The organism is Gracilibacillus alcaliphilus, assembly GCF_016909015.1.
GTDB lineage: Bacteria > Bacillota > Bacilli > Bacillales > Amphibacillaceae > Gracilibacillus > Gracilibacillus alcaliphilus.
In genome coordinates this window covers 67,631-93,665 of sequence record NZ_JAFBFA010000005.1, presented here as the reverse complement: position 1 = coordinate 93,665, position 26,035 = coordinate 67,631, and the positions used below count along the sequence as shown (strand labels likewise).

At 35.2% G+C, this 26,035-nt stretch carries 24 protein-coding genes; 1 reads left to right on the top strand and 23 read right to left on the bottom strand.

Features of this window, described 5'->3' with window-relative positions; translation table 11 throughout:
- The 19 genes from JOD18_RS05705 to JOD18_RS05615 all read right to left on the bottom strand — a co-directional run bounded on the left by JOD18_RS05705 (window position 1) and on the right by JOD18_RS05615 (window position 18,793).
- The gene (locus JOD18_RS05705) at window positions 1-1,224 is read right to left on the bottom strand and encodes a phage portal protein (protein ID WP_204668093.1); all 1,224 of its coding nucleotides are present in this window, start codon (window positions 1,222-1,224) and stop codon (window positions 1-3) included.
- 49 nt (window positions 1,225-1,273) lie between these two features.
- A complete protein-coding gene (locus JOD18_RS05700; RefSeq protein ID WP_204667981.1) occupies window positions 1,274-2,818 on the bottom strand; it encodes a terminase large subunit in 1,545 nt (514 codons plus the stop codon).
- Window positions 2,811-3,293 (bottom strand): phage terminase small subunit P27 family, encoded by a 483-nt coding sequence (locus tag JOD18_RS24170; RefSeq protein WP_204667980.1) that lies wholly within the window; start codon window positions 3,291-3,293, stop codon window positions 2,811-2,813. The genes JOD18_RS05700 and JOD18_RS24170 overlap by 8 nt, the downstream gene beginning before the upstream one ends.
- Window positions 3,294-3,434: 141 nt before the next feature.
- Window positions 3,435-3,647 carry a hypothetical protein gene (locus JOD18_RS05690; protein ID WP_204667979.1) on the bottom strand — a complete coding sequence of 71 codons (213 nt, stop codon included), beginning with the start codon at window positions 3,645-3,647 and terminating at the stop codon, window positions 3,435-3,437.
- A complete protein-coding gene (locus JOD18_RS05685; protein WP_204667978.1) occupies window positions 3,640-4,395 on the bottom strand; it encodes a hypothetical protein in 756 nt (251 codons plus the stop codon). Before JOD18_RS05685 ends, JOD18_RS05690 begins: the two co-directional genes overlap by 8 nt.
- A gap of 83 nt (window positions 4,396-4,478) precedes the next feature.
- Window positions 4,479-5,993, bottom strand: coding sequence for a DNA cytosine methyltransferase (locus tag JOD18_RS05680; protein ID WP_204667977.1), 1,515 nt, complete (start codon window positions 5,991-5,993; stop codon window positions 4,479-4,481).
- Window positions 5,986-7,221, bottom strand: coding sequence for a site-specific DNA-methyltransferase (locus JOD18_RS05675; protein WP_204668092.1), 1,236 nt, complete (start codon window positions 7,219-7,221; stop codon window positions 5,986-5,988). The genes JOD18_RS05680 and JOD18_RS05675 overlap by 8 nt, the downstream gene beginning before the upstream one ends.
- A gap of 775 nt (window positions 7,222-7,996) precedes the next feature.
- Window positions 7,997-8,305 (bottom strand): HNH endonuclease, encoded by a 309-nt coding sequence (locus tag JOD18_RS05670; RefSeq protein ID WP_338029496.1) that lies wholly within the window; start codon window positions 8,303-8,305, stop codon window positions 7,997-7,999.
- 160 nt (window positions 8,306-8,465) lie between these two features.
- On the bottom strand, window positions 8,466-8,924 hold the full coding sequence (locus JOD18_RS05665) for a hypothetical protein (RefSeq protein WP_204667975.1): 459 nt from the start codon (window positions 8,922-8,924) through the stop codon (window positions 8,466-8,468).
- Window positions 8,921-10,279 (bottom strand): DEAD/DEAH box helicase, encoded by a 1,359-nt coding sequence (locus JOD18_RS05660; RefSeq protein WP_204667974.1) that lies wholly within the window; start codon window positions 10,277-10,279, stop codon window positions 8,921-8,923. The genes JOD18_RS05665 and JOD18_RS05660 overlap by 4 nt, the downstream gene beginning before the upstream one ends.
- Window positions 10,260-10,541 carry a VRR-NUC domain-containing protein gene (locus tag JOD18_RS05655; RefSeq protein WP_204667973.1) on the bottom strand — a complete coding sequence of 94 codons (282 nt, stop codon included), beginning with the start codon at window positions 10,539-10,541 and terminating at the stop codon, window positions 10,260-10,262. Before JOD18_RS05655 ends, JOD18_RS05660 begins: the two co-directional genes overlap by 20 nt.
- Window positions 10,542-10,801: 260 nt before the next feature.
- A complete protein-coding gene (locus JOD18_RS05650; RefSeq protein ID WP_204667972.1) occupies window positions 10,802-13,147 on the bottom strand; it encodes a virulence-associated E family protein in 2,346 nt (781 codons plus the stop codon).
- 18 nt (window positions 13,148-13,165) lie between these two features.
- Window positions 13,166-13,942: a phage antirepressor gene (locus JOD18_RS05645; protein WP_204667971.1), complete on the bottom strand. Its 777-nt coding sequence runs from the start codon at window positions 13,940-13,942 to the stop codon at window positions 13,166-13,168.
- 89 nt (window positions 13,943-14,031) lie between these two features.
- A complete protein-coding gene (locus JOD18_RS05640; protein WP_204667970.1) occupies window positions 14,032-15,966 on the bottom strand; it encodes a DNA polymerase in 1,935 nt (644 codons plus the stop codon).
- Window positions 15,963-16,517 (bottom strand): DUF2815 family protein, encoded by a 555-nt coding sequence (locus JOD18_RS05635; RefSeq protein ID WP_204667969.1) that lies wholly within the window; start codon window positions 16,515-16,517, stop codon window positions 15,963-15,965. The genes JOD18_RS05640 and JOD18_RS05635 overlap by 4 nt, the downstream gene beginning before the upstream one ends.
- 2 nt (window positions 16,518-16,519) lie before the next feature.
- Window positions 16,520-17,647: a DUF2800 domain-containing protein gene (locus JOD18_RS05630; RefSeq protein WP_239587941.1), complete on the bottom strand. Its 1,128-nt coding sequence runs from the start codon at window positions 17,645-17,647 to the stop codon at window positions 16,520-16,522.
- Entirely contained in the window at window positions 17,647-17,961 is a 315-nt protein-coding gene (locus JOD18_RS05625; protein ID WP_204667968.1) for an rRNA biogenesis protein rrp5, read from the bottom strand. Before JOD18_RS05625 ends, JOD18_RS05630 begins: the two co-directional genes overlap by 1 nt.
- 1 nt (window position 17,962) lies before the next feature.
- A complete protein-coding gene (locus JOD18_RS05620) occupies window positions 17,963-18,166 on the bottom strand; it encodes a hypothetical protein (protein ID WP_204667967.1) in 204 nt (67 codons plus the stop codon).
- A gap of 117 nt (window positions 18,167-18,283) precedes the next feature.
- A complete protein-coding gene (locus tag JOD18_RS05615; protein ID WP_204667966.1) occupies window positions 18,284-18,793 on the bottom strand; it encodes a sigma-70 family RNA polymerase sigma factor in 510 nt (169 codons plus the stop codon).
- A 421-nt stretch (window positions 18,794-19,214) separates the two neighbouring features.
- On the opposite strand from JOD18_RS05615, the gene JOD18_RS05610 reads away from it, so the two are divergent.
- Window positions 19,215-20,390, top strand: a complete 1,176-nt coding sequence (locus JOD18_RS05610) for a hypothetical protein (protein WP_204667965.1) — start codon at window positions 19,215-19,217, stop codon at window positions 20,388-20,390.
- A gap of 30 nt (window positions 20,391-20,420) precedes the next feature.
- On the opposite strand, the gene JOD18_RS05605 is transcribed toward JOD18_RS05610, so the two are convergent.
- Genes JOD18_RS05605 through JOD18_RS05590 form a run of 4 tightly spaced genes read right to left on the bottom strand, consistent with a single transcriptional unit; the run spans window position 20,421 to window position 25,983 of the window.
- Window positions 20,421-21,707: an LlaJI family restriction endonuclease gene (locus tag JOD18_RS05605; RefSeq protein ID WP_204667964.1), complete on the bottom strand. Its 1,287-nt coding sequence runs from the start codon at window positions 21,705-21,707 to the stop codon at window positions 20,421-20,423.
- Complete coding sequence (locus tag JOD18_RS05600) at window positions 21,700-23,757, bottom strand: McrB family protein (RefSeq protein ID WP_204667963.1); 2,058 nt, start codon at window positions 23,755-23,757, stop codon at window positions 21,700-21,702. The genes JOD18_RS05605 and JOD18_RS05600 overlap by 8 nt, the downstream gene beginning before the upstream one ends.
- A 14-nt stretch (window positions 23,758-23,771) precedes the next feature.
- The gene (locus tag JOD18_RS05595) at window positions 23,772-24,890 is read right to left on the bottom strand and encodes a DNA cytosine methyltransferase (protein WP_204667962.1); all 1,119 of its coding nucleotides are present in this window, start codon (window positions 24,888-24,890) and stop codon (window positions 23,772-23,774) included.
- Window positions 24,880-25,983 (bottom strand): DNA cytosine methyltransferase, encoded by a 1,104-nt coding sequence (locus JOD18_RS05590; protein WP_204667961.1) that lies wholly within the window; start codon window positions 25,981-25,983, stop codon window positions 24,880-24,882. Before JOD18_RS05590 ends, JOD18_RS05595 begins: the two co-directional genes overlap by 11 nt.
- Between the last annotated feature and the right edge of the window lie 52 nt (window positions 25,984-26,035).

Below are 26,035 nucleotides of genomic sequence, written 5' to 3'. Positions count from 1 at the left end.
CTATCCCTCCTCATATTTTTCTGTCCAAATGCCTGCTTTTGACATGTCTACAAAGTTACCGTTCACTAAATATTTATCTCCTCCCATCGCTGATGAAATCATATTCATCTCTTCTAACTCGCGTATATCATTTGCTGACATGACCCCATTTTGTCGCATAATTTGATAGAACTGTGCTCTTGAACCTGCATCCCCTCGTAATCTGCCATTCAAGTTAAATTTAATAGAATAATTCCTTTTATCTTTATCACTTAATAAAGCTCTCTTCATAGACTGTTCAATTCTTGTTACCCAAGGCATAATTGTATTATCTATAAAGCTAATTGATTGATGTTCAATATTGCTAAATGTTGCTTTATCTAAATTCGCCACGAGATGTGGTGGAACACGAAAAATTCTACAAATCTCTTCGGTCTGAAATTTCCTGGTTTCCAAGAATTGAGCCTGTTCAGGTGGTATACCTATACTTTGAAATTTCATCCCTTCCTCTAGTACCGCAATTCGATGAGCATTGTCACTTCCTTGATAGACAGCATTCCAGCTTTCTCGAATTTTTGTTGGATCCTTCACTACCCCAGGATGTTCCAAAACTCCACCCGGATTTGCACCGTTCGCGAAAAATTTAGCACCATACTCCTCTGTTGCCAGTGCCATTCCGATTGCATTTTTTGCCATAGCAATTGGTGAATACCCTATTAACCCATCAAAACCAAGACCTGGAATGTGTAGAACTTCATCTCTTCTAAGAATGGTAGAACCTTCATCTTTACGATACTCGTAGTAAAGTTCTCCTGATGTAGTCCTATCCACGGTCATTCTATCGGGAAGTAAAGGATATAGAGAGAGCACCTCTCCTCTCCCATCTCGAATAATCTGAGCATAGGCATTTCCCCATAATAAAAGATGACTCATCAGTGTTTCTCTAAACACGAACGAAGTCATCTCATTATTTGGCTCATCATGTAGCATATAGAACAAATTATGTTCTATTGCTTTTTCTTTTCCATTATCAGTATGTCTGTATAAATGTAGTGGGAGGCTAGCTACGGTTTCTGCTAGAATTCGTACACATGCATAAACTGCGGTAGTTTGCATAGCAGTTCTTTCGTTAACTGATTTCCCACTGGTGGTTCCGCCGAAGAAAAAGCTATAAGTATTTCCTAGAAGACTATTTTTTGGACTAGCTCTCGTTTTAAATAGTTTCTGTATAAATGGAAGTTTAATGTTAACCACCTCCCTAAAGAATTTTCATATAATCTTATTATAGGTAGAATCATAGAATAATTATCCCTCGTTCATCGTAAACACTTTCTCTATTCTCATTCCTTATCGCCCTGTCCAATGCCATTATCAAAGCAACTGCCCCATCAATTCGTTCTGTACTTTTGGCTTTATCTGGCTTTATGTTCCCAGCAGGATCTGTTCTCACAAAAATATTATCCATCATCCAACGTAAAACAGGATTTCCACCATGAACAATCCGATTTTCTAATGTAATCTTCATTAATTCTTTCGATGCTGGAGACATGTCCTTGTATCCTTGTCCAAATGGTACAACAACAAAACCCATCCCGTCTAAATTCTGAACCATTTGAACTGCACCCCATCTATCAAATGCAATTTCCTTAATGTTGTATTTCTTCCCTAATTCTTCAATAAAAGCTTCGATAAAACCATAATGAACGACATTACCTTCAGTAGTTTTAATAAATCCCTGTTGTTTCCAAATATCATATGGCACATGGTCTCTTCGCACCCTTACTTTTAGGTTTTCATCTGGAATCCAAAAATAGGGAAGGACAATGTACTTCTCATCATCTGTTCTTGGCGGAAATACTAAAACAAATGCTGTTATATCTGTTGTACTTGAAAGGTCAAGACCAGCAAAACATTCTCGACCTCGCAGGCTATCAAAGTCAATGGCATCATCACAGGCATCCCACTTATCCATTTGCATCCAACGGGTAGATTGTTTTACCCATTGATTTAACCTCAATTGTCGGAAGATATTTTCCTCTGCTGGATTTTCTTTAGCACTGATAAATGCATTTCTAACTTTTTCTATGTCAATGGTATGGTCAAGCGATGGGTTAGCTTTATACCAGTTCTTTTCATCTGTCCAATCATCTTCATCATCAATTCCATAAATCACTGGATAGAATGTTGGATCAATTTTTCTACCTTCAATAATATCCTGTGCTTTTTGATGTATCTCATAACAAATTGAATTTCGGTCTGTCCCTGCCGTTGTAATTAAGAAGTACAACGGTTGACGTCTTGCATCTCCTGAACCTTTCGTCATAACATCAAATAATTCTCGATTTGGTTGGGCATGTAATTCATCAAAGACCACTGAATGAACATTAAGTCCATGTTTGGTATAGGCTTCAGCAGATAATACTTGATAAAAACTATTTGTAGGTTTATAAACTAAACGTTTCATAGACATGACTGGTTTAAATCTTTTTCTAAGTGCTGGAGATTGATCCACCATTTCAACTGCAACATCAAATACAATGGATGCCTGCTGCCTATCTGAAGCACAGCCATACACTTCTGCTCCCCACTCATTATCAGCACATGTCATTAATAGGGCGATAGCTGCAGCAAGTTCACTCTTTCCATTCTTCTTTGGAATTTCAACATAAGCTGTATTATATTGACGATATCCATTTTCTTTTACAGTTCCAAAAATATCTCGAATGATTTTATCTTGCCATGGTAATAAATCGAAAGGGACACCACGCCACTGTCCTTTTGTGTGCTTTAAAAGACTTATGAAATCTACAGCATGCTGTGCTTTCTTTTCGTCATACACTTTTACCACCACCTTGCAAGAGCATTAACTCCATTGGATCGTTTGAATCATTCGTTTGTTCAACCACTATCCTACTTCTTGATGAAGGGGTTAATCCAAACTGTTCACAGAAACGAGTCATGATTTTTAAATAACTTTGAGCGATAGATACTTGAGGCACTTGTTGCCAGTAACCCGATGGTGTTTTAACAATCAATCCATGTTTGGAAATAAACTCCTCAGCCTCTCTCCACCTCGCATAAGCTTGACAATATCCAGCAAATGCTGCCATATCAACTTCTGTTAGAATCCCTAAATGCTCCATCTTTTTGACCATTCTGCGCCATTCTTTCTTCGCTTCTGGTTCAAGCCATGATGGACATCTAGGTGCCATTTTTTCAGGTTTAGGTTCATTTTGATTCAGCTTTCGTTTGCCAGGATTGCCCTCTAGCGCCTTTATTGCAGTCGGCTTGGGTTTACGTCCACGTTGAGCCACAAGCGCCACCTCCCTTCAATTTTGGCATAATAAAAGGGCCTATCCAAAGACAGACCCAGTTTAAAGATATTTATTGATACTTCAACAATTCACATTAATTTCGCTTATTTGTATATCCATATTAACCTAGAGAAAATCAATTTATTTATTACCATTGATACCTGGAAAATTGTAGTTTCCTTTCTTGATTTCTTCATGGTCGGCTTTAACTGCATCACGATAGTCAATGCGTTTAGATTCCTTGTCTTTACATGTTAGACAAATGCAATCAGTATTGTACATGGACATAATTCTACCGTCTTTTAAATTTCCACCACAGCGGTCACAGTTTGCTTGTGTAAAAAACTTATCCATTTGAGCCTCTCACATTCCGATGAGCTCCACTTCCTTCGAGGTTTTTCAAGAGGACCTTCCTTGTTGTTTTATAATGTGGTCCATTCATACCAAGCCGTATCATCCATGTTCTGAAGGCATACTTTGGATTGTCATTCTGAGATTTTTTGAAGGATGCTCTTTTTTGCCTTTTAGCATTTTGATTAATGAAAGTAACAAGGGCTTGAAAAGCATCTATCTTCTCTGAATTTAAATTTTTACCCGCTAATTTGATGGTGAAGATTTCATTCTCAAAGTCAAAAGTTAATCCTGGCATCTTTCCATCACCTAGTTCTTCAAATACCATTTTAAAATCCTGAATAGTTTCCGTTTCCTTTTTGCTAAAATCCTTTGGTATGGTTTCATCCATCAATGGCTCTGTTGTTTCGAATGCCATCATAATTAGGTGCTGTTTACTATAAAGCATATTTACAATATTTTTCAGAGTGTTTCCAGTGTGTCCCTCAAGTGGAAGTGTAATCTCCATGCCTTCAAGTTCAAAATTTACTGATTGATTATCGTTCTTCACTGCATCCTCATGTATTGGTGTATTTACAATTTCTTCAAAACCCCTCTCTTCTCCTGCTGAATTTGTAATCGTTCCTTCCCTATCAATCGTGTAAGTTTCCTCAGCTGTCACTATCTCATAAGCAAAGCTTGGGACACCTAAATAAGTTGGTTTTACATCAAAAAATTCGCCTAGTTTTTTGACCATTTCTTTCCGTTCCATTTTCACTACCTCCTGTGTTTTGGTGTAGTACATATATCACTCTAAACACAAGATATAGCAAGCTATTAAAACGTATTTTCAAACTATCCTGCATTAGAACTTCTATGCAATGTTTGGACGATTCCTTTTAGTACAAAATGAACACATGGCAATGCGACCCCATTTCCCCACATTTTATATTCAGCAGTGTCAGAGTGTGGTTGATTTAACCACTTGATAATTTGCTTTCTTGTTTTTGGTCGTTTACTTTTACCGATTACTTTTCTATGTGTTTCCCACACTTCTGTCCAGAATAAGATTTCGTCTTCTGTAGGCTCATCTGTTCCAAGGTTACTGCACCACTCATCAGGAAATCCTTGAAGTCTAGCACATTCAGTTGGTGTTAATCTACGTACTATTCTGTTAGGTTCATTAATAAGTGGAGGATCTTTGTAATCTGTTGCAACTAACGTATTTGCAACTTCTTCTTTCGCATGTGTAAAATGAGAGTTTTTACTTGCCGAAAAAATTGGGGTTTTATTCTTTTTATCCCCTTCATTTTGAACAGCAACCACAGCAATTCCACCTTGATTACTATCAGGCACATTTCCAGATGTATCAATCGTTCTTGAAATAGAACTTTCATAAACATTTGCTCTAACATTTGTAGTACCCTCAGATGTAAAGCGAACATCAAATGTTTTAGATTTCTCTAAAATAAAAGGTTGATTGTTACCTCCAGTTCCATAAACTGATAGAACCGTTTGAGCAACCTCTATTGGTCCTTTAACCCGCGCATCTCTGCCATGATTTTCAAAAACAAGCGGTGGATGATTAGACTGTGCACGAAGTGTTGCTGTTTTTCCATTTGTGACATCCATTCGACTGCCGCCTTGGTCATTTAAGCAGAGTTCGCTTGCCGCTCCAAAGCTATCTTCAACACTTGTGGTAATTCTTTTCCTCGTTTCTCCGCTCTTCGTAATATTCCCTGACAAGCTCTCTGACTCAAATAATATTTTGGATGCACTCTGTCCATTAAAATCTGCGACAAGGAAGATGCGTTTTCTTCGCTGGGGAACTCCCCAATATTGCGCGTCAAGGACTCGCCAAGCGAGTGAAAAGTTTTCTCCCACAATTTCACCTGCGTGTTCCCACTTGTCAGGTTTAGCGATAGCAATGCTTTCTTCTTTAATCTTACAGAATTCTTCAAGGACACTTCTGAAATCTTGTCCTTTGTTTGAAGAGAAGGCTCCACAGACATTTTCCCATACTGCGTATTTTGGATATTTACCATTCGTTTGACACCTCATTTCCGTTATAATTCGAATGGCTTGATAGAATAATGACGACTGTTCTCCATCAAGTCCTGCCCGCTTACCTGCAATAGATAAATCTGTACAAGGTGAGCCAAAAGTTATCACATCAACGGGAGGAATTTTATCTCCTCGGAGCAAACTGATATCTCCTAAATGTTTCATTTGTGGAATTCGCTTTGTCGTTACTCTTATCGGAAATGGCTCTATTTCTGAAGCCCATACAGGATTTATTCCACAAAGTAATCCAGCCAATGGAAATCCTCCACTTCCATCAAATAGTGAGCCTAAAGTTAATTTACTCATCAGCATTCACCTTCAGGTCACGATAATTATATTTTTTATTTTCTCTTAATAGATACACTTCCTCATCTGTACCGACATGTTCAATAAATCTTTTAACTATTACATCTGTATATTTTTCGTCTAATTCAATCGTGTAACAAATACGGTTTGTTTGTTCACATGCTATCAATGTAGAACCACTACCACCAAATGGATCCAGTACAATGCAATTGCTCATGCTACTGTTTTTAATTGGGTAGGCACAAAGCGCAACTGGTTTCATCGTTGGATGAAGTGTATTTTTAGATGGCCTGTCAAAATTCCAAATGGTACTCTGCTTTCGGTCTGTATACCAGTTATGCTTTCCATCTTTTAACCAACCAAATAATATCGGTTCATGTTTCCATTGATAAGGACTTCTACCAAGGACTAAGCTTTGCTTTGCCCAGATACAAACTCCCGAGAGATAGAATCCAGCATCTATAAATGCTTTTCTAAAGTTATAACCTTCAGTATCAGCATGAAACACATAGATAGACGCATCTTTTTCCATGTTAGCAGCCATATTTTTATACGCTTTTAAAAGGAAATTGTAAAACTCTTCATCCTTCAAATTGTCATTTTTTATATCTCCAACTTGTGAGGAATAATTTACGTTGTATGGTGGGTCTGTCACCACGAGGTTTGCTAATTGTCCATTCATTAGTTCACTATAGATAGTTGGAACTGTGCTATCCCCACAGATGAGTCGATGTCGCCCTAATAACCACATATCACCTTTTTGTGAAACAGTCGGTTTTTTAAGTTCCTCATCTACGTTAAAATCATCTTCTTTTATTTCCTTATCATGAATTTCGTTAAAAAGCTGTTCAATTTCAGGGGGGTCAAAACCTGTAAATGAAACATCATATTCTACAGAATGCAAATCTTGAATAAGATCTGCAAGTAGTTCTTTATTCCATTCACCGCTAATTTTATTTAATGCTATATTCAGTGCTTTTTCTTTTGTCTTATCAATATCAACAATGACGCAGTCTATTTCTTTATAACCTAATGTCTTTAATACAATCAGTCGTTGGTGACCACCAATAACTGTCTTATCACTATTTACAATGATAGGATCTACATAACCAAATTCTTGTATGCTGTTTTTAATTTTTTCAAATTCACTATCCCCAGGCTTCAATTTTTTTCTAGGATTGTAGCTTGCAGGAACTAATTCATCAATTGCTAGTTTTTCAAACTTCATCTTCTTCACTCCAAAATCTAGATTTGATATAACAGTCATGACTACAGTACTTTCGTCTTTTATTTCCATAGCAGCTAAATTCCTTTTCACATTGTTGGCACGTATAATGATAAAATGCTGATTTATTCCTATTCCGCGCTCTAGGATTTTCTCTCCACCATTTCCTCCGACAATGTTCTGAACAAAACTTACGAACTCTACCACGCGCTTTTTGGTTTATCGGTCGTCCACATGAAGTGCAGAGTAAATGGTTTTTCATTTGTTCCTTGACGTTTAATGCAACAACACTTGAATCCCCAACCAGACCATTTCTTTTACAAAAACCTCGGACACTGTCCCGGCTCTTACCTAGCACTGTGGCGATTGCTCTATAGCCGACTCCTTTAAGTCTCAAATCAAAAATTATCTGCCTTTCTATCTCATTCACCCTCTGCACTCCTTTCTGCGTAATCTTTTTAATAAAATCGATAAAAATACACCTTAATCAGCTGTTCAGCATGCTTAATAAGGTGCATTTTAGGTATTACTATTAAATTAAGAATGTATTGAAAAACCTTAGTATCATTAATGGTATACAGCTTTTAGATTTATCTTCCATTGAACTTTTACGCAAAAAACAAACTGCCAAAAACACTTATGGACAGTGGGGTAATCTCTATAAATGACTCTCTCTATGATACCCCCCTTGCACAATTTCGCGAAAATTCACGCGAAGGGGGCCGACGGTCGTGGTGGCTTTGATTGTAGAGATTCATCTCCCCCCTGGGTATGCTTATTAAAAGGTGTAAACCGGATAACGGTCTTCCCTTCCGGTTTTACGATCATGGCATTTCTTACACAATGGTTGCCAATTGCTTTTATCCCAGAACAACTCCATGTTTCCTCGGTGCGGTTTAATATGGTCAACAACAGTTGCCTGAATCAATCTACCGCTTCGTTCACACTGTTTACAAAGAGGATGTGTTTTTAGGAATTGCTTACTTACCTTCCTCCAACGATAACCGTATCCACGTTTTGTAGCACTTGGCCTATCATTAGAATGGAGTTCTGCATGGGACTCACAATACTTTCTGTTCGTTAGCATGGGACAACCATTATGCATACATGGCTTTTTTGGTTTCTTTGGCATTATACTCAACTCCATCACTAAAAAAGCCCCGTAGGTTTACCTACGAAGGCTATCAATAATTTTTCCATACTATCATTCTATTATAGGTAAAGTAAAAAAGCGTCCACGATATTACTCACTTGCCATAGAGTAATAGTGTTAAACGTTCCAAAGTTCGATTTTTCTTGTTGTAAGCTGACGAACGTTCTATATTAAAACGGTCGCAAATATTATACACTGCGCTTGTTTGCGATTGTTCTTCCACCATATAAAACTCATGTAAAACAAATTGTTCATCTTCAGTTAACTCATCCCAAGCAGGCTGAAACCAGTCCATGTACTCTAAGGCTTGTCGTAATCTTTCTTTTAACACATCAATTTTATCAATAGTATGGGTAATTCGATTTTCATTTGCTTGCGGATTACGTACAGTTGGCATCCCATCATTTACAGGAGAACTAGGTGATATCATCCCGTCATAAATCATGGAGATATCATCATCAGTACGTTCAATGATATGCTTCATACTGTTGTAGTCTTTTAAAACTTTTATCGTAGCGGCTCTTTTATCAAGATATTGCCAAACAATATTCATACGAGTATTCCCCCCTTTAATGTTGCTTTCACTGCATCGATTAAAGCCGATTGTGTATTGTTCTTTTTATTTAAAGCCTCCATCACACGTTCATCCATCGTATCTTTTGCGATTAAATGATGAATAACAACCGTATCCGTTTGACCTTGTCGATAAAGTCTAGCGTTTGTTTGTTGGTACAGTTCTAAACTCCACGTAATTCCGAACCAAACAAGTGTTGATCCACCTGCTTGTAAATTCAAACCATGCCCTGCGGATGCTGGATGGATTGCTGCAATTTGAATTTTCCCTTCGTTCCACCTCTTAATTGACTCACTACTAGTTAGAATTTCCACTTTAAAACGACTTTGTATTCTTTGTAGATCGTGCTTAAACCAGTAAGCAATTAAAACAGGTTTACCATTTGCTGCTTCAATAATATCTTCTAACTTTTCTAGTTTTCTATCATGTATTTGAATGACGGAACCTTTGTCGTCATATACCGCTCCATTTGCCATTTGAAGAAGTTTTCCAGATAATGCAGCTGCGTTTGAAGCGGTTATATCTTCTCCTTTAATCGTTGCAATTAAATCTCGCTTCATAACATCCAGTGTTTCTTTTTCTTTATGATTTAACGTAACCGGCACCTCATTCATCATCAGATTGGGAAGTTTTAAATAATCAGTCCCTTTCATACTAATCGTGATATCAGCAATTTTGTCATATATCGCTTTTTCAGCTCCTGGCTTAGGCTTATAGGAAAAAATCATATGTTGATTTCTTTTATCTGGATCAAAATAGGATTCTCTAAATCTACCAATAAACTTGCCTAGCCGCTCACCCATATCTAATATTCGATATTCTGCCCATAAATCCATTAGTCCATTTGATGAAGGTGTCCCAGTTAAACCTACCATTCGTTTCACCTTTGGTCTTACTTTCATCAGACTTTTAAAACGTTTTGTTTGATGGGATTTGAATGATGATAGTTCATCGATTACAACCATATCAAAGTTAAAATCAAAACCGCTTCTCGCAATTAACCACTCCACATTTTCTCTGTTAATGATATATACATGTGCGTCCGAATATAATGCTTCAAGTCGTTCTTTTTCTGTTCCAACTGCCACTGCATAGGTTAGTCCGTTCAAATGGCTCCATTTTTCAATTTCCTCAGGCCATGTATCTCTTGCTACTCGAAGTGGTGCAATAACAAGAACCCTACTAACCTCGAATCGCTCTAACATTAATTCATAAATTGCACTTAGTGTAATAGCACTTTTTCCAAGGCCCATTTCAAGGAAGATTGCAGCTATCGGATTGTTTACGATAAAATTTGTTGCGTAAACTTGGTAGTCATGAGGTTTGAATTGCATGAAGCATCCCTCCAATGTGCTCAGGATTGTCCAAACAGAATACTAAAAAACCTAGTTTCTCTAACTCGTTTTTTCGCTTTTCTTGCAAAGGTCTCAGATTCTTTCCAGGTGATTTCACCTCAATAAAAGCTATCTTTCCGTTTGGTAACAACACAAGTCGGTCTGGCAAACCATCAAATCCTGGTGCTGCAAGTTTAATCGCAAGACCACTCATATTTTTAACTTGTTTCACTAACTTTTGTTCAATTTGCTTTTCTCGCATTTAATCACTCCAGTTCCGAAAAACAAAAATTTCCTTTACGCGCGTATATAGGCGTTTACACGTGATTTCCCCTATATATTCATACATTTTCTATATATTATATTTTTATTGGAACATTGGAACAGAAGTTTGATAGAACCCTACTAGACAATGGGCTCCCGCCTGTTCCTATGGGATGTTCCAAACAGTCCTTTTCGGAACAAAGGAACACATTTTTGCTTGTTTGTTTCACTATTTGTTCCGAGCGTTCCAAACTTTTTTTAGTCTTTCGGAACATAAACCCACTGCGGTCCATAGATAGAAATCCGCTCTTTTCTTACGAGTCCTGTCCATCCACCAATGCTCGCCATAATCGTTGCGATTTCGTTACCGTCCATCCTTCTTAAATTAGAACGATCCTTTCCAAAGCACTCGCACCAAATTTCCATGTTGGAAACATATTCACGTTTCCATACACCTTTTTTCTTACTATCACCAAACTCTGTGCCATTGATATATGCTCTACGTTCATATAAATCCATTTCATCCCAATCTTCTGGCAATAACATATCAAGATATTCACGTACCAAACCTTCCCGCTCATCTGATTCCATTGCCTCTCTTTGTTCTTCTTTAGCTAATTGTTCAAGGTTTGCTTCTAAATAAAGTTTTTCCCCTTGTTTCACGTATTCCAAAGTTTCAGCCCATATTTGAAGAACTTCCTCTTCCGAAACTTCCCATGACTTTTTAATACCATCACCTGGTGTTTTCACAGGCCAAAATCGTCTGTTTCCCGTTGTATCTCTTAAATATCCCTTTTCAGCATTAGTCGTTCCGAAAAATACACATTGCCTTAAATGTGGTGTAACTCTTCTTCCAAAACTCGCTCGATATATGTCGTTTTGTCTGGATAAGAAACTACGAAGTGTTTCTACTTCTGCCTTTTTTAATCCTGCAAGTTCTCCAATTTCAATGATCCAGTAGCCTTGTAATTTTTCGGCTGCCGTTTTATCTTTTGTATCTGATAAACTTAAGCTATCTGAAAACCATTCACCGCCAAGTCTTGCAATGAGTGTACTTTTTCCGACACCTTGCGGGCCATTTAAAACAAGCATAGAATCAAACTTAATTCCAGGTGTTAGAACTCTTGAAATTGCAGCACACAATGTTTTTCTTGTAACAGCACGAACATACGGATTGTCATCAGCACCTAAATAATCAATTAAAAGCGTATCTACTCTTGGCACCTTATCCCATTCTGGCAGGTCATCTATAAAATCACGTATTGGATGATAAGACCTGTCATCAGCTACTTTGGCAATCGCCACATCATAATTTCTAGCTGAAAAAGATCCATAGTGTGCATCGATATAACTTATCAGCTGCGCATCATCTGCATCTCGCCAGTATTTAGATGGATGCGACCAAGGAACGGTACTTACAATTTCCAAATTGTCCGATAGCTCGTTAAACACAATACCTTGAAGATTTGGATCATGTTCTAATATTAAAATTAAATTTTTAAGTGTATTTTTAACTGCACCCGTTTTATCTAGTTCAAGCTGCCCTTCCCAATCATCTTCACTAAATTCAGCTTCTGCTTGTGATTTTCGTTCTTCAGCAAATTGTGCTTTTACTAGTTCATCCTTTAGTGCAAATTCTGTCATTGCTTTAAAAGATGGTAGTTTTGTAGTTGCTGTTGTATATGAAGCTTTGTCATCTAAATCCTGAAACAAATGAAGCCTTACTAAATCAAAAGCATTTAATAAATAACCCGATGCCGGGTCTGTTGCATGATGGCTATAAGCGAACTTTCCATTGTAAATCACAACACCTGCGGATGAATCAGCTGGGATATAATCGTATCTTCCTTCCATTAAACTAGGTTCATACACATGATTTAAAAATGTATCGATTGCCTCTTCAATTGAATAAGCCCTGCAAAACGCACCGATGATACCATCTTTTTCTAAAGGATCAGCCTGCTTTTTAATGTTACGTTGCACAACCTCTGATTGTCGTGATGATACCGGCCATGTAGTTGTATCTCGCCAATCAACATATTTAGATAAGTACACATCTGGATCTAAAAAATCTCCATCCTTTTTATTAAAGAAAAACTCACCATTAGATGGTGTAGATGGCCAGTACATTAACCTTGAAGGTTCGTAAGTTGTATCATCGAAATAATCGATTCCGATTTCCTTTGCGACCATTCTTGCGATTGCTGGATATTCATCTTCTGACACATCCCGTTTTAACGGGATAATTAATCGAAGCCGTGGTTTATTCGGAGTGTGTTTATGTGTTGAATATACGCAGCATTTAAAAGCATATAAAAGTTCAATTTGATCCCAAATGCCAGGTATTGCATAGTCCATATCAAGAGTAAGAAGTGAACGTGACAATACATGTCCGTTCCTTCTTTTGCCTTGTTTTAATTCTCCACCAACAAACCCACCCACATCTTTAATAGAGTCTTGTTTTGCACGATTCATCTTTTTATATTCTTCTACCGTTTCAGTCGTACGAATCGTTTGTTTTACTAAATCTACGAATGCTTCCCACGTTATATCTTTGTTTTTCCACTTACGATCCATTCGACTATTTCCGACAGCAATTTTCATATCGAATACCTCCAATGTTTAACTGTTCAGTTCAATCTTTGGTAAGATGCCATTTGATTTAAGTAAATCGTAAATAAACAAACGACCTTTTTGCGTCCAGTACGTATGCACTTTTGAACGGTCATATCCATTACTGTCTTTAAACGTATGAGTCTTTGTCGTTGTATAACCAAACTCCGCATGGTTTTGATAAAGCAACCAAATCTTCCCTTGTTTATACTGAACACCTTGTTCGTGTAAATATTTGTTTAACCAGCGAGCTGATTTTCCATAATCTTTTGCAATAACGGAAATTGCAACCGCATCTTTACAATTAAGAACAATGTCGTAATAACTCGCTTTCGGTTTCATCTCGACAATTTGTTGTTCTTGAATACTGATTGTTTCTGTAAGCTGGGTATTTTTTAAACGTTCAGCTTTTAATTCTTGTAATGCTTTAATTAAAATATCAGGATTCGTAAGAACTTCATCGACAGCATATAAACCATGTTTTCGAATCGATGGAAGGACATCGTGAGTAACCCATCTTCTAAACTTTTTAGCATTTGGTTTGTTTGAACGAATTATCAAAGTGTATAAACCACTTTCATTGATACAAATCATTTCTTGTGGACCTCCAAGGGTGTCCACTGTTATCGGCTCCCTTTCATCTATATCCAATCTTTCAGCAGCATCACGATACTTTGATATACCTAAAACTCCACACACATCTTTGGCAACCCACCACGGATTACCGTCCTTTAAAATTGTTCTAACTGAGATACCTTCGAAATCAAATACTTTTAAATTGTTCATGTAAATGAGCCTCCAACAAATAGTTGTAGAGTAAATAAAATTACTCTCACCTATATGCGAAGAAAAAGGAGGATTCGAACCCCCCTTTGTCAATCTTTTTTATAAAAGTCTGTTTCAAATCCATCTGCGCGTAAATTTAGATGTTTTGCCCATGGAGGAGATTCACTCATTAAATCGCTAATATAATCAACGGTTACATCTTTTGGTGCTTCAATTACAATTTCATCATGTACGTGCATAACAATTCGAAAGCCTTCTTCATGAACATACTTTAATGCATAGCACAATAAATCTCTTGAAATTGCCTGCACGATATTCTCAACAAACTTCGGACCATAGCTAAATATCCGCTCCCACTTTTTTGTTGCACCAATTCCTTCATAAGATACAGACTCATTTCCAAAGCTATTTATTCCAAGACGTGGTTTAACATACGTAAGCCATCTACCGGAAGGCAAACCAATGAGTAACATGCCACTTCGGTATTCAAATTTAATTCCATGAGTAGTTCTGGATTTTCTTTCTCTTACAACTTCCTTCGTAGCTCGATCGACATCCCACCAAAACTTCACGATTTTAGAATTGGATTGTCTCCACACATCAACAAGAGGCTTTAATTCTTCTTCTTCCAGTCCCATACTAAGTGCACCCATTGATTTTAAAGCACCAACAGAACCTCCATAACCAAGGGCTAATTCTGCGATCTTTCCTTTTTGCCTAAGTGGACTATCTTTTGAGATTTCATCAATTGGAACTTTAAACATTTGTGCAGCAGATGCTTCATAAATTTTTCCGTGCGATGCAAACACTTCATTTCGCCATGTTTCACCAGCAATCCAAGCAATCACACGAGCCTCGATTGCACTAAAGTCAACGATTATGAATTTATTGTTCCGAATAGGAACAAATGCGGTCCTTATCAGCTGAGAAAGTACACTCGGAATCAAATCGTATAATAGTTTCAAAGCTTCAAAGTTTCCTTGTCGCAATAATTCTCGTGCTTCTTCTAAGTCGGGAAGATGATTTTGTGGTAGGTTTTGTACTTGAATTAATCTTCCAGCAAATCTTCCTGTTCGGTTTGCCCCGTAAAATTGAATTAAACCTCTTGCCCGTCCATCCTTACAAACGACATTTTCCATTGCTGTATATTTTTTTACACTTGATTTAGCGAGTTGTCTTCTTAGTTGTAAAACTTCTTTAATTTCACCATCAGTTTCTTCGATTAAATGCATAACTGCTGCTTTATTTAAACTATCTGTTTCAATACCTTGTTCTTTTAACCATTCACGCATTTGCATGACGGAATTCGGATTGTCCAGTTGGGTTATTTCTTTCATGCGGCTTATTAGTTCACTTCGAATAAGTTCATCGCATTTAATTGCCTGAGCAACAAACTCTAAATCTAGCTTTATTCCCCTATCATTAATAAGCTGATCTAAACGATAATTTTCCCACTCATCCTCTGGCATTGGAAACTTAGATAATCTTTCTTGAATTGCTAGTTCCGTTTCCACATCACGTTTGTTATATTCTTTAAAGTTCTCCCACCGCTCAGGTGCATGTTCTTTTGAATTTCGAGTACGACCTCCATTTGATTTTGTTGGACGACAAGGAATGGAGAAAAACCGAATTAAATCCTTCCCTTCAGATAACTTTTTTTTATCTGCACCAGTTATCATTGCTGTTCCTTCTAATGAAAGTGGCAATCCTAAATAAGCAGACCAAATCATTGTGCATCGCCAATCATCTGGAGATAAATGTTGCTTAAAATGTTTACTTAAACAGACTCGTTCAAACTGAGCATTGAATGCCCATTTCGTAATTTCTTTATTAAATATCGCTTGTTCTATTTCATTCGGAATCACTTCACCATTCGCTAAATCAACAATATGAACAGGACCTCGGTCCACACTATAAGCAAATAACATGACCTCGAAATCTTCTGCTTCTACATAGCGATAGACCCCGCTTTTAGCGAGGTCCACACTACTATACGTTTCAATATCGATATTTAACGTTCTCATGATAAGAAATCATCATCCACATCAGAGGCAAAATCGACAGAGGCATCTGTACGTCCACCAAGCGGTTCTCCATCTCGAATCTTTTGAATGTTTCCAAGGCCACATGCAATCCCGCGATTTCCATTTGAATTAAATGCGTAAAAATTAATACTTACACGTGCATAAACTCCTGAGTAAACTTCCGAGCGCTCTAAAATTGGATTGATGTCCTTGTCAACAATTTGTGGTGGGGTGATACTATTTGCATTTACAAAGTAGCTGTTTGAATATGCCTCGTCATCTGAGCGATCAATATCACCATCACGAAGTGGTAATTTTAATGCAGCTTTGTTGGGAATCTTCCCACCAAACTTTCCTCTACCTTCTTCAATCGCAGCATCTACCGCTTTCTCAATTGCCTGTAATGTTTTTGTATCATCTTTTGGAATGATAATACTGACACTGTATTTTTCTTTTCCACCATTAATTGACTTTGGCTCCCATACATTTGCATAAGATAATCTCACTACTCCTGTAATTACTTTCGTTGGATTTTTTACTTGTTTTGTCATAATTAATTTTCCCCCATAAATTCATTTTTAATTGATATATTTTTTATTTCAGGTCGTTTATCTGATAATGGAACTAATGTCGGTTTGCCCTTTGGCTTCATAACAAATTGACCTAAAATTTCATTAAACTTAGATTTGCCCATTAACTTTTCCATGTTCGTTATGGTTAAAATGCTCTTTTTATAAATGTCTTCATAGCCAGCTTTAATTGCAGCTTCTTCGACATCTTTTTCATTTGTGTACTTACGTATAGACCTGCCTTCCACCACTTTAAATCCTGGCCATTCTTTTCCATGATTGACTGCAGCACTTGTGGCATAACTAGTAATATCATTTGCCCACTTCGTTAAATCGGCGATGCTTGTTAATATGTCGGCAATTTCTTCGTCCGTTAAAAGTGGTGGTTTTTTGAATTCATATTTAGCAACTTTTAAATTTGCTTCAGCTCTTGCCCTACATTTAACAGATGCCCTGCAAAACCTGCACCAATCACCAGCCACGTATTCACCTTTACCTGCAAAAGCTAACTCTGCTTTAGGTTGTAAAACATTATTCGCCCAATCTAGTAGTTCTTCTTTTGCTATTGTAAAAACACTTAAGTTTTCTCGTCGTGGCTGATAGATGGTCATGCAAACTTGTTCAATATCATAAATGCCATCAAACAAGTTCAAAGCACCCAGTGCATACAACATCATTTGCGGGTTAGTTTCCGCTTCTACTAAAACACCTTGTCCATATTTAAAGTCGATTACATGAACAACATCATTTCCAACAATTACGCAATCCCCTGTTCCAAAACCTTCTGGCACATAATTTGAAAAATCTAATCGTTGTTCAATCAAAATAAGCGGGTCCTTTGTTTTCTGTTTCACTTCTTCAATTACTTCTAGAATGTATTGAACGTAACCATCTGTATGAAATTCCATCTCATCAGAATGATAGACTGACGATGGCTTTTCGCACTCCCTGTTTAAAGCGTTTCTTAATTTATACTCACTTAACTCATGAGCAGCAGTTCCTTCAGATGCCGCTTCTCCTGAAGTATCATCAAACTCTAATTCCAGTCGAGCGGATGGAGTACATTTCAACCAGCGATGTGCGCCTGAAGCGGATAAAATGGCATGTTTCATTATTTCAATTCCTCCGCATCTTCCATAAGTGCAACATAATGTTTTGGATCAATTTCACTTAGCTTTATTGCATGATATTTTTTCAGTAGCTTTTTTATTTCAGCTGTAAAGCCTGCTTGGCTCTTTTGTGCAAGTAAGGTTCTCACTTCTTCAAGTGTTACTTCCTTTCTTGATTCATCTTTCTTAACTACGTCTTCTTCTTTTGTTCGTAGAGACTCTTCATTACTTGCTAACACTTCAGCAATTTCTTGCACTGTTTCAGCTAGATTGTTTAAATCAGTTACTAGATCAAGAAGTAATTTTGTTCTACTCATATCAAGCCTCACCACCTTTCTTGGATTCTTTAATTTCTACAGTTTCCACTGAGTCCCCAGGTGTGATAACGAGCAAATTTACCTTTTTGCCGAGTAGTAAATCTAGCATTCTACTTCGTACTGTTTTTCTCTTACCTTCAACTACTCGTGTTTTTTCGCCATGTTGATCTGTTACATTGATAATCACCTTGTGATTTAGACACATTGAAAAACACTCCTTTCTGAGAGTGATTTAATAGCCTCTCACCTATAAGCGATTTTTTCGCCGTATTCGAACCCGTTTTTTACGATTAATTTCAAAAAGGCTCAATTATGATCCTTCTCAAATTAATTTTTTCAATCTTCTGTATATTTTAGTTAGACGATTTCGAATGGCCGCTTCCGTTACACCTTCTTCAGCAGCAATATCAATATTCGTTCTGTTTTCAAAAAACTTTTTTTGAATCGTACTTAATTGTTTCTCAGTTAAATGTCGCATGGCATCTGACAACTCATTAATTAATTCCTGTTTTTCTTGGTAGTTTTCCATTTCTACAATTTTATTAATTGGATTAGCGTCCCAATCAGCTAATACTTTATTATGTTCGGCTTGTGAATCTCCTACAAAGTCATCGATATAATGATTTGTTTTTTCGATATATCTATTCCAAGCTCTAGTTTCTTCATCATCCATTTCATGTATAATTTTAATGTCAACTTCTGTTACACCATTTTCACCAGGAGTAATTGTTATTGGCGGTTGATTTGCTCCCAAATAAATATAAACCCCTCTTTTGTTTTGATTCGTAATGTACTTCTTTTCAAGTCTTTTCACTGCTTTCTCTTTTGTCATTGTTTGGCATCCTTTCCGCCTATTTGCGGAAGACAAAGGATACAAACAAAAACTAACTTGTCCTGAAGTACACTGCCCTTTACCTAAAAAAGTGCGCAATAAGGGTAGGGTACTAATATTGAGTCACAACAATCCATATGGACTGTGATTTTCAATATGTATCCTTTGCCCTTATTGCAAATCAGGCATTTGATATTTTTTTATAGAAATCTGATTCAAAATATAAAACTAGATTTCTATTGACTTTATTGTCTCTCTTTTACTAGAGTAATTAAAATAGTAAAAATCACTCAATACTTTAATTAAAAGTAATGAGTGATATAATGAGATTGAACACATTATAATAATTAATAATTAATTTTATTAATTTTATTAGTTATTATTGAAAGGTTAGTGAAATAAAATGACAAAAGACACTTTCATGAGTGCATTTACATTTGAAAGTTTTAAATGCGAAGTGAGTTTTAATGAAATTGTAGATTCATATACTGGTGAAAAGACTAGAGAACTAGTTTTGCGGAACAACAATAATGAAAATTTCCGGGCTGCATATCTTTATGGAGAAGGGTTAAAAGAAATTAGTAGAAGTAAAAGTGGTGAAAAAAATAATATATTAGGAGAGTTTTTAGGTATCAAAAAAAATGACTTAAATTCTATGATGTCATTCTTCAAAAAGTACGGTTTTTTGTTCTGTTTAAAAGATTATGAGCACTTTATAACATTCCATATAAATGATGTCGTCTACATAAAAGATAATCTTGAAGCACTAATAAACATATTTAATGCTCAAGATACAAACAATATCAATTATAAAACTCTCTTAGATTCTGTCCTCTTTCTTTTGTTAAATGAAAAAAGGGATATAAAAATTGAGGATAATATCTGTTACAGTCCATCGAATAACGATTTATTACATTACATCATTAATGCAAATAAGATAAGGTTCGATACTAATAACAACATTGTACAAATTCCTAGAGGTGATGGTGGTACAATACCAGCTTATAGAGTTACGGACCATATTTTAAATGAGGGGATAAATGATGTAATTATAGATGAATACAAAGATTTGATGGATAATAACGATGATTCATTGTATTTTTTAAGACAAATTGTTAAATCTTACGTTACAAAAAACACAAGCATTTTAAACATAGATGAATGTTTAATTATTGATTTTTTGTATCACTTTTCAAGAAGGATCTCTATTATTAGCTTGGATAACATCTCATTAGATATGCCTTTCCAAGAAGAAGTGTATGAAGTATTAATTGAAGAGAAAAACAGTGATTTAAAACAAGCTCTGTTAAAAATCTCAAAATATCTTATTGAAAAAGAACTTAATCATTTTTTATCCGAAATTAAACCTAAATATGATGCAAACACCATGCGTCCCAACTGGAATCTACCTTCTTTACTTTCAGCAATGTATTTATCTCTTTTTTACTTAGATTCCAATCAAGCTATGCACAGAATTTGCCAAAATATTAATTGTAATCAGTTATTCTTGGTATCCAAAACAAATCAAGTTAAAAAGTACTGTTGTGTTTACTGCACTAATGCTGTTTCACAACGAAGATATAGGCAAAAAAAATAGAGTGGGAAACTTTTGTCAGTTCCCACTCTTTTACATCTTTTTATTTCGTATTAAACTTTCCTTAATTGCATCTGTTAATTTTATAATTTCTTGTCTATTTGGCTTAGTAGAGTTCGCCATTAATCTCTTTACGTCTACTAATATTCCCTGCACCCGTTCGTAATCTTTGTCCGCCCGTTTCCAATCTGCCACTGCCTCACCAATAGAAAAATAATTATCATCAGCACCAAATTCATTCTTTTCTAAATTAAACGGTAGTAAAAATGCATTAAGTACCTGCTTACCACCCTGTCTATCTTTAATAAACTTTAAGTTTTCCGCAATATATTCACCGTATGTTATTTGTTTATTTATCGATGTCGATCGCGGTAAATCACTAGTTTTCCTTGACACACCATATTTATAATATTTTGCATCTAAAACCGATATACTATCGTCAGTAATCATAATTGTGTCTGGTTCAAGTGCAGCATTTTCTCTCTTACCAACACGTAACTTCCAATTTGTTTTAGGGAAATAGTAATTTTTATTTGGTACACCATAAACTTCATCAATTAATTTTTCCCATATATACTCAAAATTGTTGGTTCCAAAATAGAATTCTTCTGGATCATCTACGCTATTTCTAAACTCTATAATTGCTAGCATACTTTGAAATAACTGCTTCAAGGAATCATCATTTGTTCTTTCTAATTTTTGTCGTAAAATAGTTTGATACATTTTTAGGTTAGGATTCTTCACGTTCGCAGGCTGAGGTAGCTTTTGTTTATAAATCCAACCTAATTTCATAAAGCTTTCATAAACACAAAATTTGTTTATTTCAGTAATAATATGTTTATCAGTATCACTATTTTTTCTCACCATTAAATTAGGATAGACAAATCCTGATTTTTGGACAATTGGAGAAATTTTTTTAATTGTTTGTTTCATACTTACTGGACCCGACATACCTTGAACGTAAACTTCTTCATTTTCCATATAATAGTCATAATCCAAAAAGTACTGCATAACCCTAAAATAAGCTTGGACTGGAAACCTAACAGTTTTTAAAACCTGATTTGGGGTTATTTGTGATACTCTAGATTGCTTATCATTATAAGCTGCTAAAACTCCAATTAAATCTATTATTTCATCTCTTATTTTTTCTTCTTTATTCGATATTTCATACCCAATAGGAAAATTCACACTTATTTCATGTTTATCTCCCTTAATTTCAGATTTAATCCCAACAAATGTATCGCCTTCTTTGTTAGTAGCATTCCTACAATACTCTTTTAAAGATTTGGACATTATTACATCAGTGAAATTCTTACTCATCCACACTTTCCTCTATCGCTCTTTCAAGGAATAGGTTTTCTCTAATATCCTGGTTAAAGATGTTAAATCTATTTTCATGAGTAAAATTGTTAAAATCGTCCAAAACTTTTTCCAAACTTTTATAACTACTATCAAACAAGTCCTCTCTGTTAAATTTAAAAGCATCATCCCAAAGATACTTAATAACCTTATCACCAAATCTTGAGTTTAAATCCCCTATAATTCTGTTGATTTTCTCAAAATCATTGGAATCAACGTTATATTTCGCAACTATATCATCTATATCTGCATCAACCGTGTAATATTTCAGAACATTCTCTGTTACAAAATAAGCACCTAAACGCTTGTCTTCTGACGATAATGTAGCAGCACTACTAGTTATAATTTGGCTATTAATAACAGTGTTGAATCTTTCCCAAGTCACATTTGTATCGAGAATTTCTTTTGTTGCATGCTCTGCTTTTGATACATCATTCTCAATCATTTTCATATTCCATCTTCTTTGAAATGCCGTATCTAAAGTAAATACATTTTGGTCGGCCGTGTTCATCGTTGCCAAGATATGTAAGTTAGAAGGTATATAAATCGGTCTTTCCTTTTCATCAAATACTTCATTAGCTATATTGTAATTTGTTATTTCATATGAACTTTTACCTTCGTCATCTCTATCAAGTAATTGGAATATTTCACCAAATATAGCTGGGGCATTTCCTCGATTTATTTCTTCAATTACCAAATAATAATGATTACCTGGATCATCAATTGCTTTTTTTAATACCCTTGTAAAAGGACCCGGAGTAAAATCATAGGTAATTTCCTTTTCATCACCATCACCCTTTACAGTGGGTAATATTTGGCCCACAAAATCTGTATTCATATAATCTGGATGAAATACTACTCGTTCCATCAAATTAAAATCATTACAATATTTCGTTTTTATTTCATGACTTTTTCCCGAGCCTGGGACACCATATAATAAAATGTTATTTCCACCTGTTAATCGCTCAACTACATTTCTCTCACTATCCGTTTCTTCATCTAGCGATTCTTCAGTTAGTTCAAGGGAAATTAGTATCTCACCGATTCTTTTTATCTTATTATTTGAGTTGCTCTTCAGAGCAAATCCTACAATATGTTCCAAGCCATGGAAGTTAAGATAAAATGAGATGTTTCTCTCATCAATACCTAATGCTTTCTTCATATCTTTTAAAACAACATTTTTATTTCTCAAAATATACTTTTCAATTATTTTTTCATCGATTGTATCAAATAAGAGTGCTTTTAAAGCGGTGCTTTCATTTTGATAATATGAAGAATCACCTTTAGTAGATCCGATTGGTAACACTGGTAAGTACTTGATTATACCTGTAATAATTTTACCCTTGCTAACAGTAAACTCTCTCTCGTAAGAATTCAAAATCCAATCAGCTAACTCATCATTACTCACTACTAAAGATTTATCTGGTCTTCTTATTAATATCCCCGCTTGCGTTAACATTTTGGACCAAATATCAAAGCCTATTTGTCTTTCATTAACTTCTACATTCTCTCTTTTTCTATTTTCTAAGATTTCTTCTATAAAATCATCATTTATATCACTTAGTTTTTCACAATTTACAAGAAGAGAAAAGTCATGTGCTGAAATATATCCATAATCTATATCAATATTTTTCATCTTTTTTAAAAACTTTAAAAGTAATTGCGTTGGGAAATACTCCGTATCATCCGATATATATTTATAATTTAATACATACCAAAATGAAAATTCTTGTATTGTTATTTTATCTTCGATGAAAGCATTACCCATTTCTGTAATGGACTCATCGTCATTCATACATCCGTATGCTTTAAAGTATGTAAATAATGCTCTTCTGATTCTACCTTTTGCGCTTTCATATTTACTATATACCCCAGCTTCAACTAATTGCCTTTCAACACTGTCAATCTCTGAAGCAGAAGATTCAGAGGTGATATTGTTAGATACAATAATTTTTAAAGCTGTTCTAGTAATTTCACTCATATATTTATGTGTATCCATAGACCATTTCATAAACATTTCCTCCTTTAATCCATACTAAAAATTTCCTTATATAAAGCGATAAAGACATCTACTACAACAGAATTTCCAGCTTGCCTATACATTTGAGTATCAGATACTACCTGTTTAAAATCATCAGTGAATCCCATCAATCTTAAAGCTTCCCGTGGAGTTAGTCTTCTTATTTTATCATTAGTAGTCACATAATTATCTACTCCAGCCCTATGCATTTTGTGCATGGAACTCATTAAAGGACGGGCAATGGATAAGTCTATTTCTGGTTTCATATTAAAACCATTTGTTCCTGGTGACATGATACCAGGTAGAATTCTTTCTGATAAGAAATATTTTTCGTCTACTTGACCTTCTACTTTGTCAATGTGGATTTCCTCGCCTTTAGCCGTAAAATAACCTTCCGCACAGTTATCGATTAAAAAGTCCTGCATAGTATATTGCAATTCCTTTTCATTAGGAAAAGTAAAATTGCTTTCATGATTTTTGAAACCTACAATAAAAATACGCCTTCTTTTTTGGGGTATTCCATAATCAACAGCATCTAAAACTTTATAATGCACTTTATAATTTAAGCTATCAAAAACACGTTGAACAACTTCCCAAGTTCTACCCTTATCATGCCTAACTAGACCTTGTACATTTTCATATATAAAAACTTTTGGTTGGATTTCCTTAATAAGCCTAGCGAATTCATAAAAAAGAGTACCTCTAGCTTCTTCTAATCCTTTTTGATATCCGAATAAAGTAAAGCTTTGACAAGGACTCCCGCCAACAAAAAGATCGACTTCGTCTCTATATTGATTTCCATCTAAAAATCTCGCATCATGATGAAAATGATTTTCGTCGATATCATAATTTGCAAGATATGATTTTTTAACAAAATTAGTCCTTTTTGGGTGAATCTTACTATCAATGTACTCTTTTTTCTTATCGAAACTATCAATTTTGGATAAGTTTTTCTTTATTTCATCTTCACTTTCAATTAAATCTACTTCTCCATTATCACAAGCAAACACTAAGTTATAATCTATATTCAGCCTTTTCAATGCAAACTCTGCAGAACCAATACCACTAAAAACCGTGGCAATATTAATAGGTTGGCTAATTTTATTATTGCTTCTAATCACCATTATCAAAAATCCCCGTCTCTAATATTGTATACATAATTTCCATTAGTACATTAACTGCTATTGAATTTCCTGATTGACGATACAAAAATTTATCATTTATATTTTCTGGTATTACGAACTCGTCTGAAAAACCCATTAAACGAAAGCATTCCCTAGGTGTTAACCCTCTAGCAACACTTAGCTCACCATTGTAAATACCTTTGTAAATACGCTCATCTCTCAATACTCTTTCTGGAATATCTGTTTCTATTCGCATATCTCCATACCAATTAAATTGTTGATTTGCAACTTGACATCTCGCAACACTACCATTTACAGCTACATGTCTTTTATGTTTAGGATTAATTACACGTAAAAATCCCTTTTCAGGTAGATAATATTTATTATCTACACTTCTTTCTAAGTACTCTTCCATATTTATATTTAACGGTATTTCATCAGGTTTAGTTAATTTCTGAAAATGTTTTTTATATTTCTCATGATAACCAATTACAAAAATTCTTCTTCTATTTTGTGGAAGACCATAATGTTTAGCATTTAGAATCCAATAAGTCCATTCATAATTACTTTCGTCAAATATTTTAGAGATTACCTTCCATGTATTACCTTCATCATGATTTAACATTCCAGGTACATTTTCATATATAAATACCTTTGGTTGTATTTCATAAACTAAACGAGCAAAATCATAGAACAAAGTACCTCTTGCATCATCCAGCCCACCTCTTTTACCCGCATGTGAGAAACTTTGACAAGGGCTTCCTCCAACAAATAAATCTACTTTACCTGTAAAATTATAGCCATTCAAAAAGCGAACATCCTGATAAAATCGATCATTTTCAACTTTATAATTAGCTTTGTATGTTTGCTCTACATAATTCACTCCGCATTCTTCCATATATAACTTTTCAATATAATTTTTTATTTCTTCATCATTCATATCTTTAATTTCAGTTAATATTTCTTCCTCACTAGTCTTTAGATTTCTCTCACCATTATCACATGCAAATTCTATAGAATGTTTTATATTTAATCTCTCAAGTGCATGCTCAATAGCACCTATACCACTAAACACAGTTCCCAATCTAATCATGTTTTAACTCCTAACAAACTTTTTTATTGTAGTTAATCAATATATGTATCTA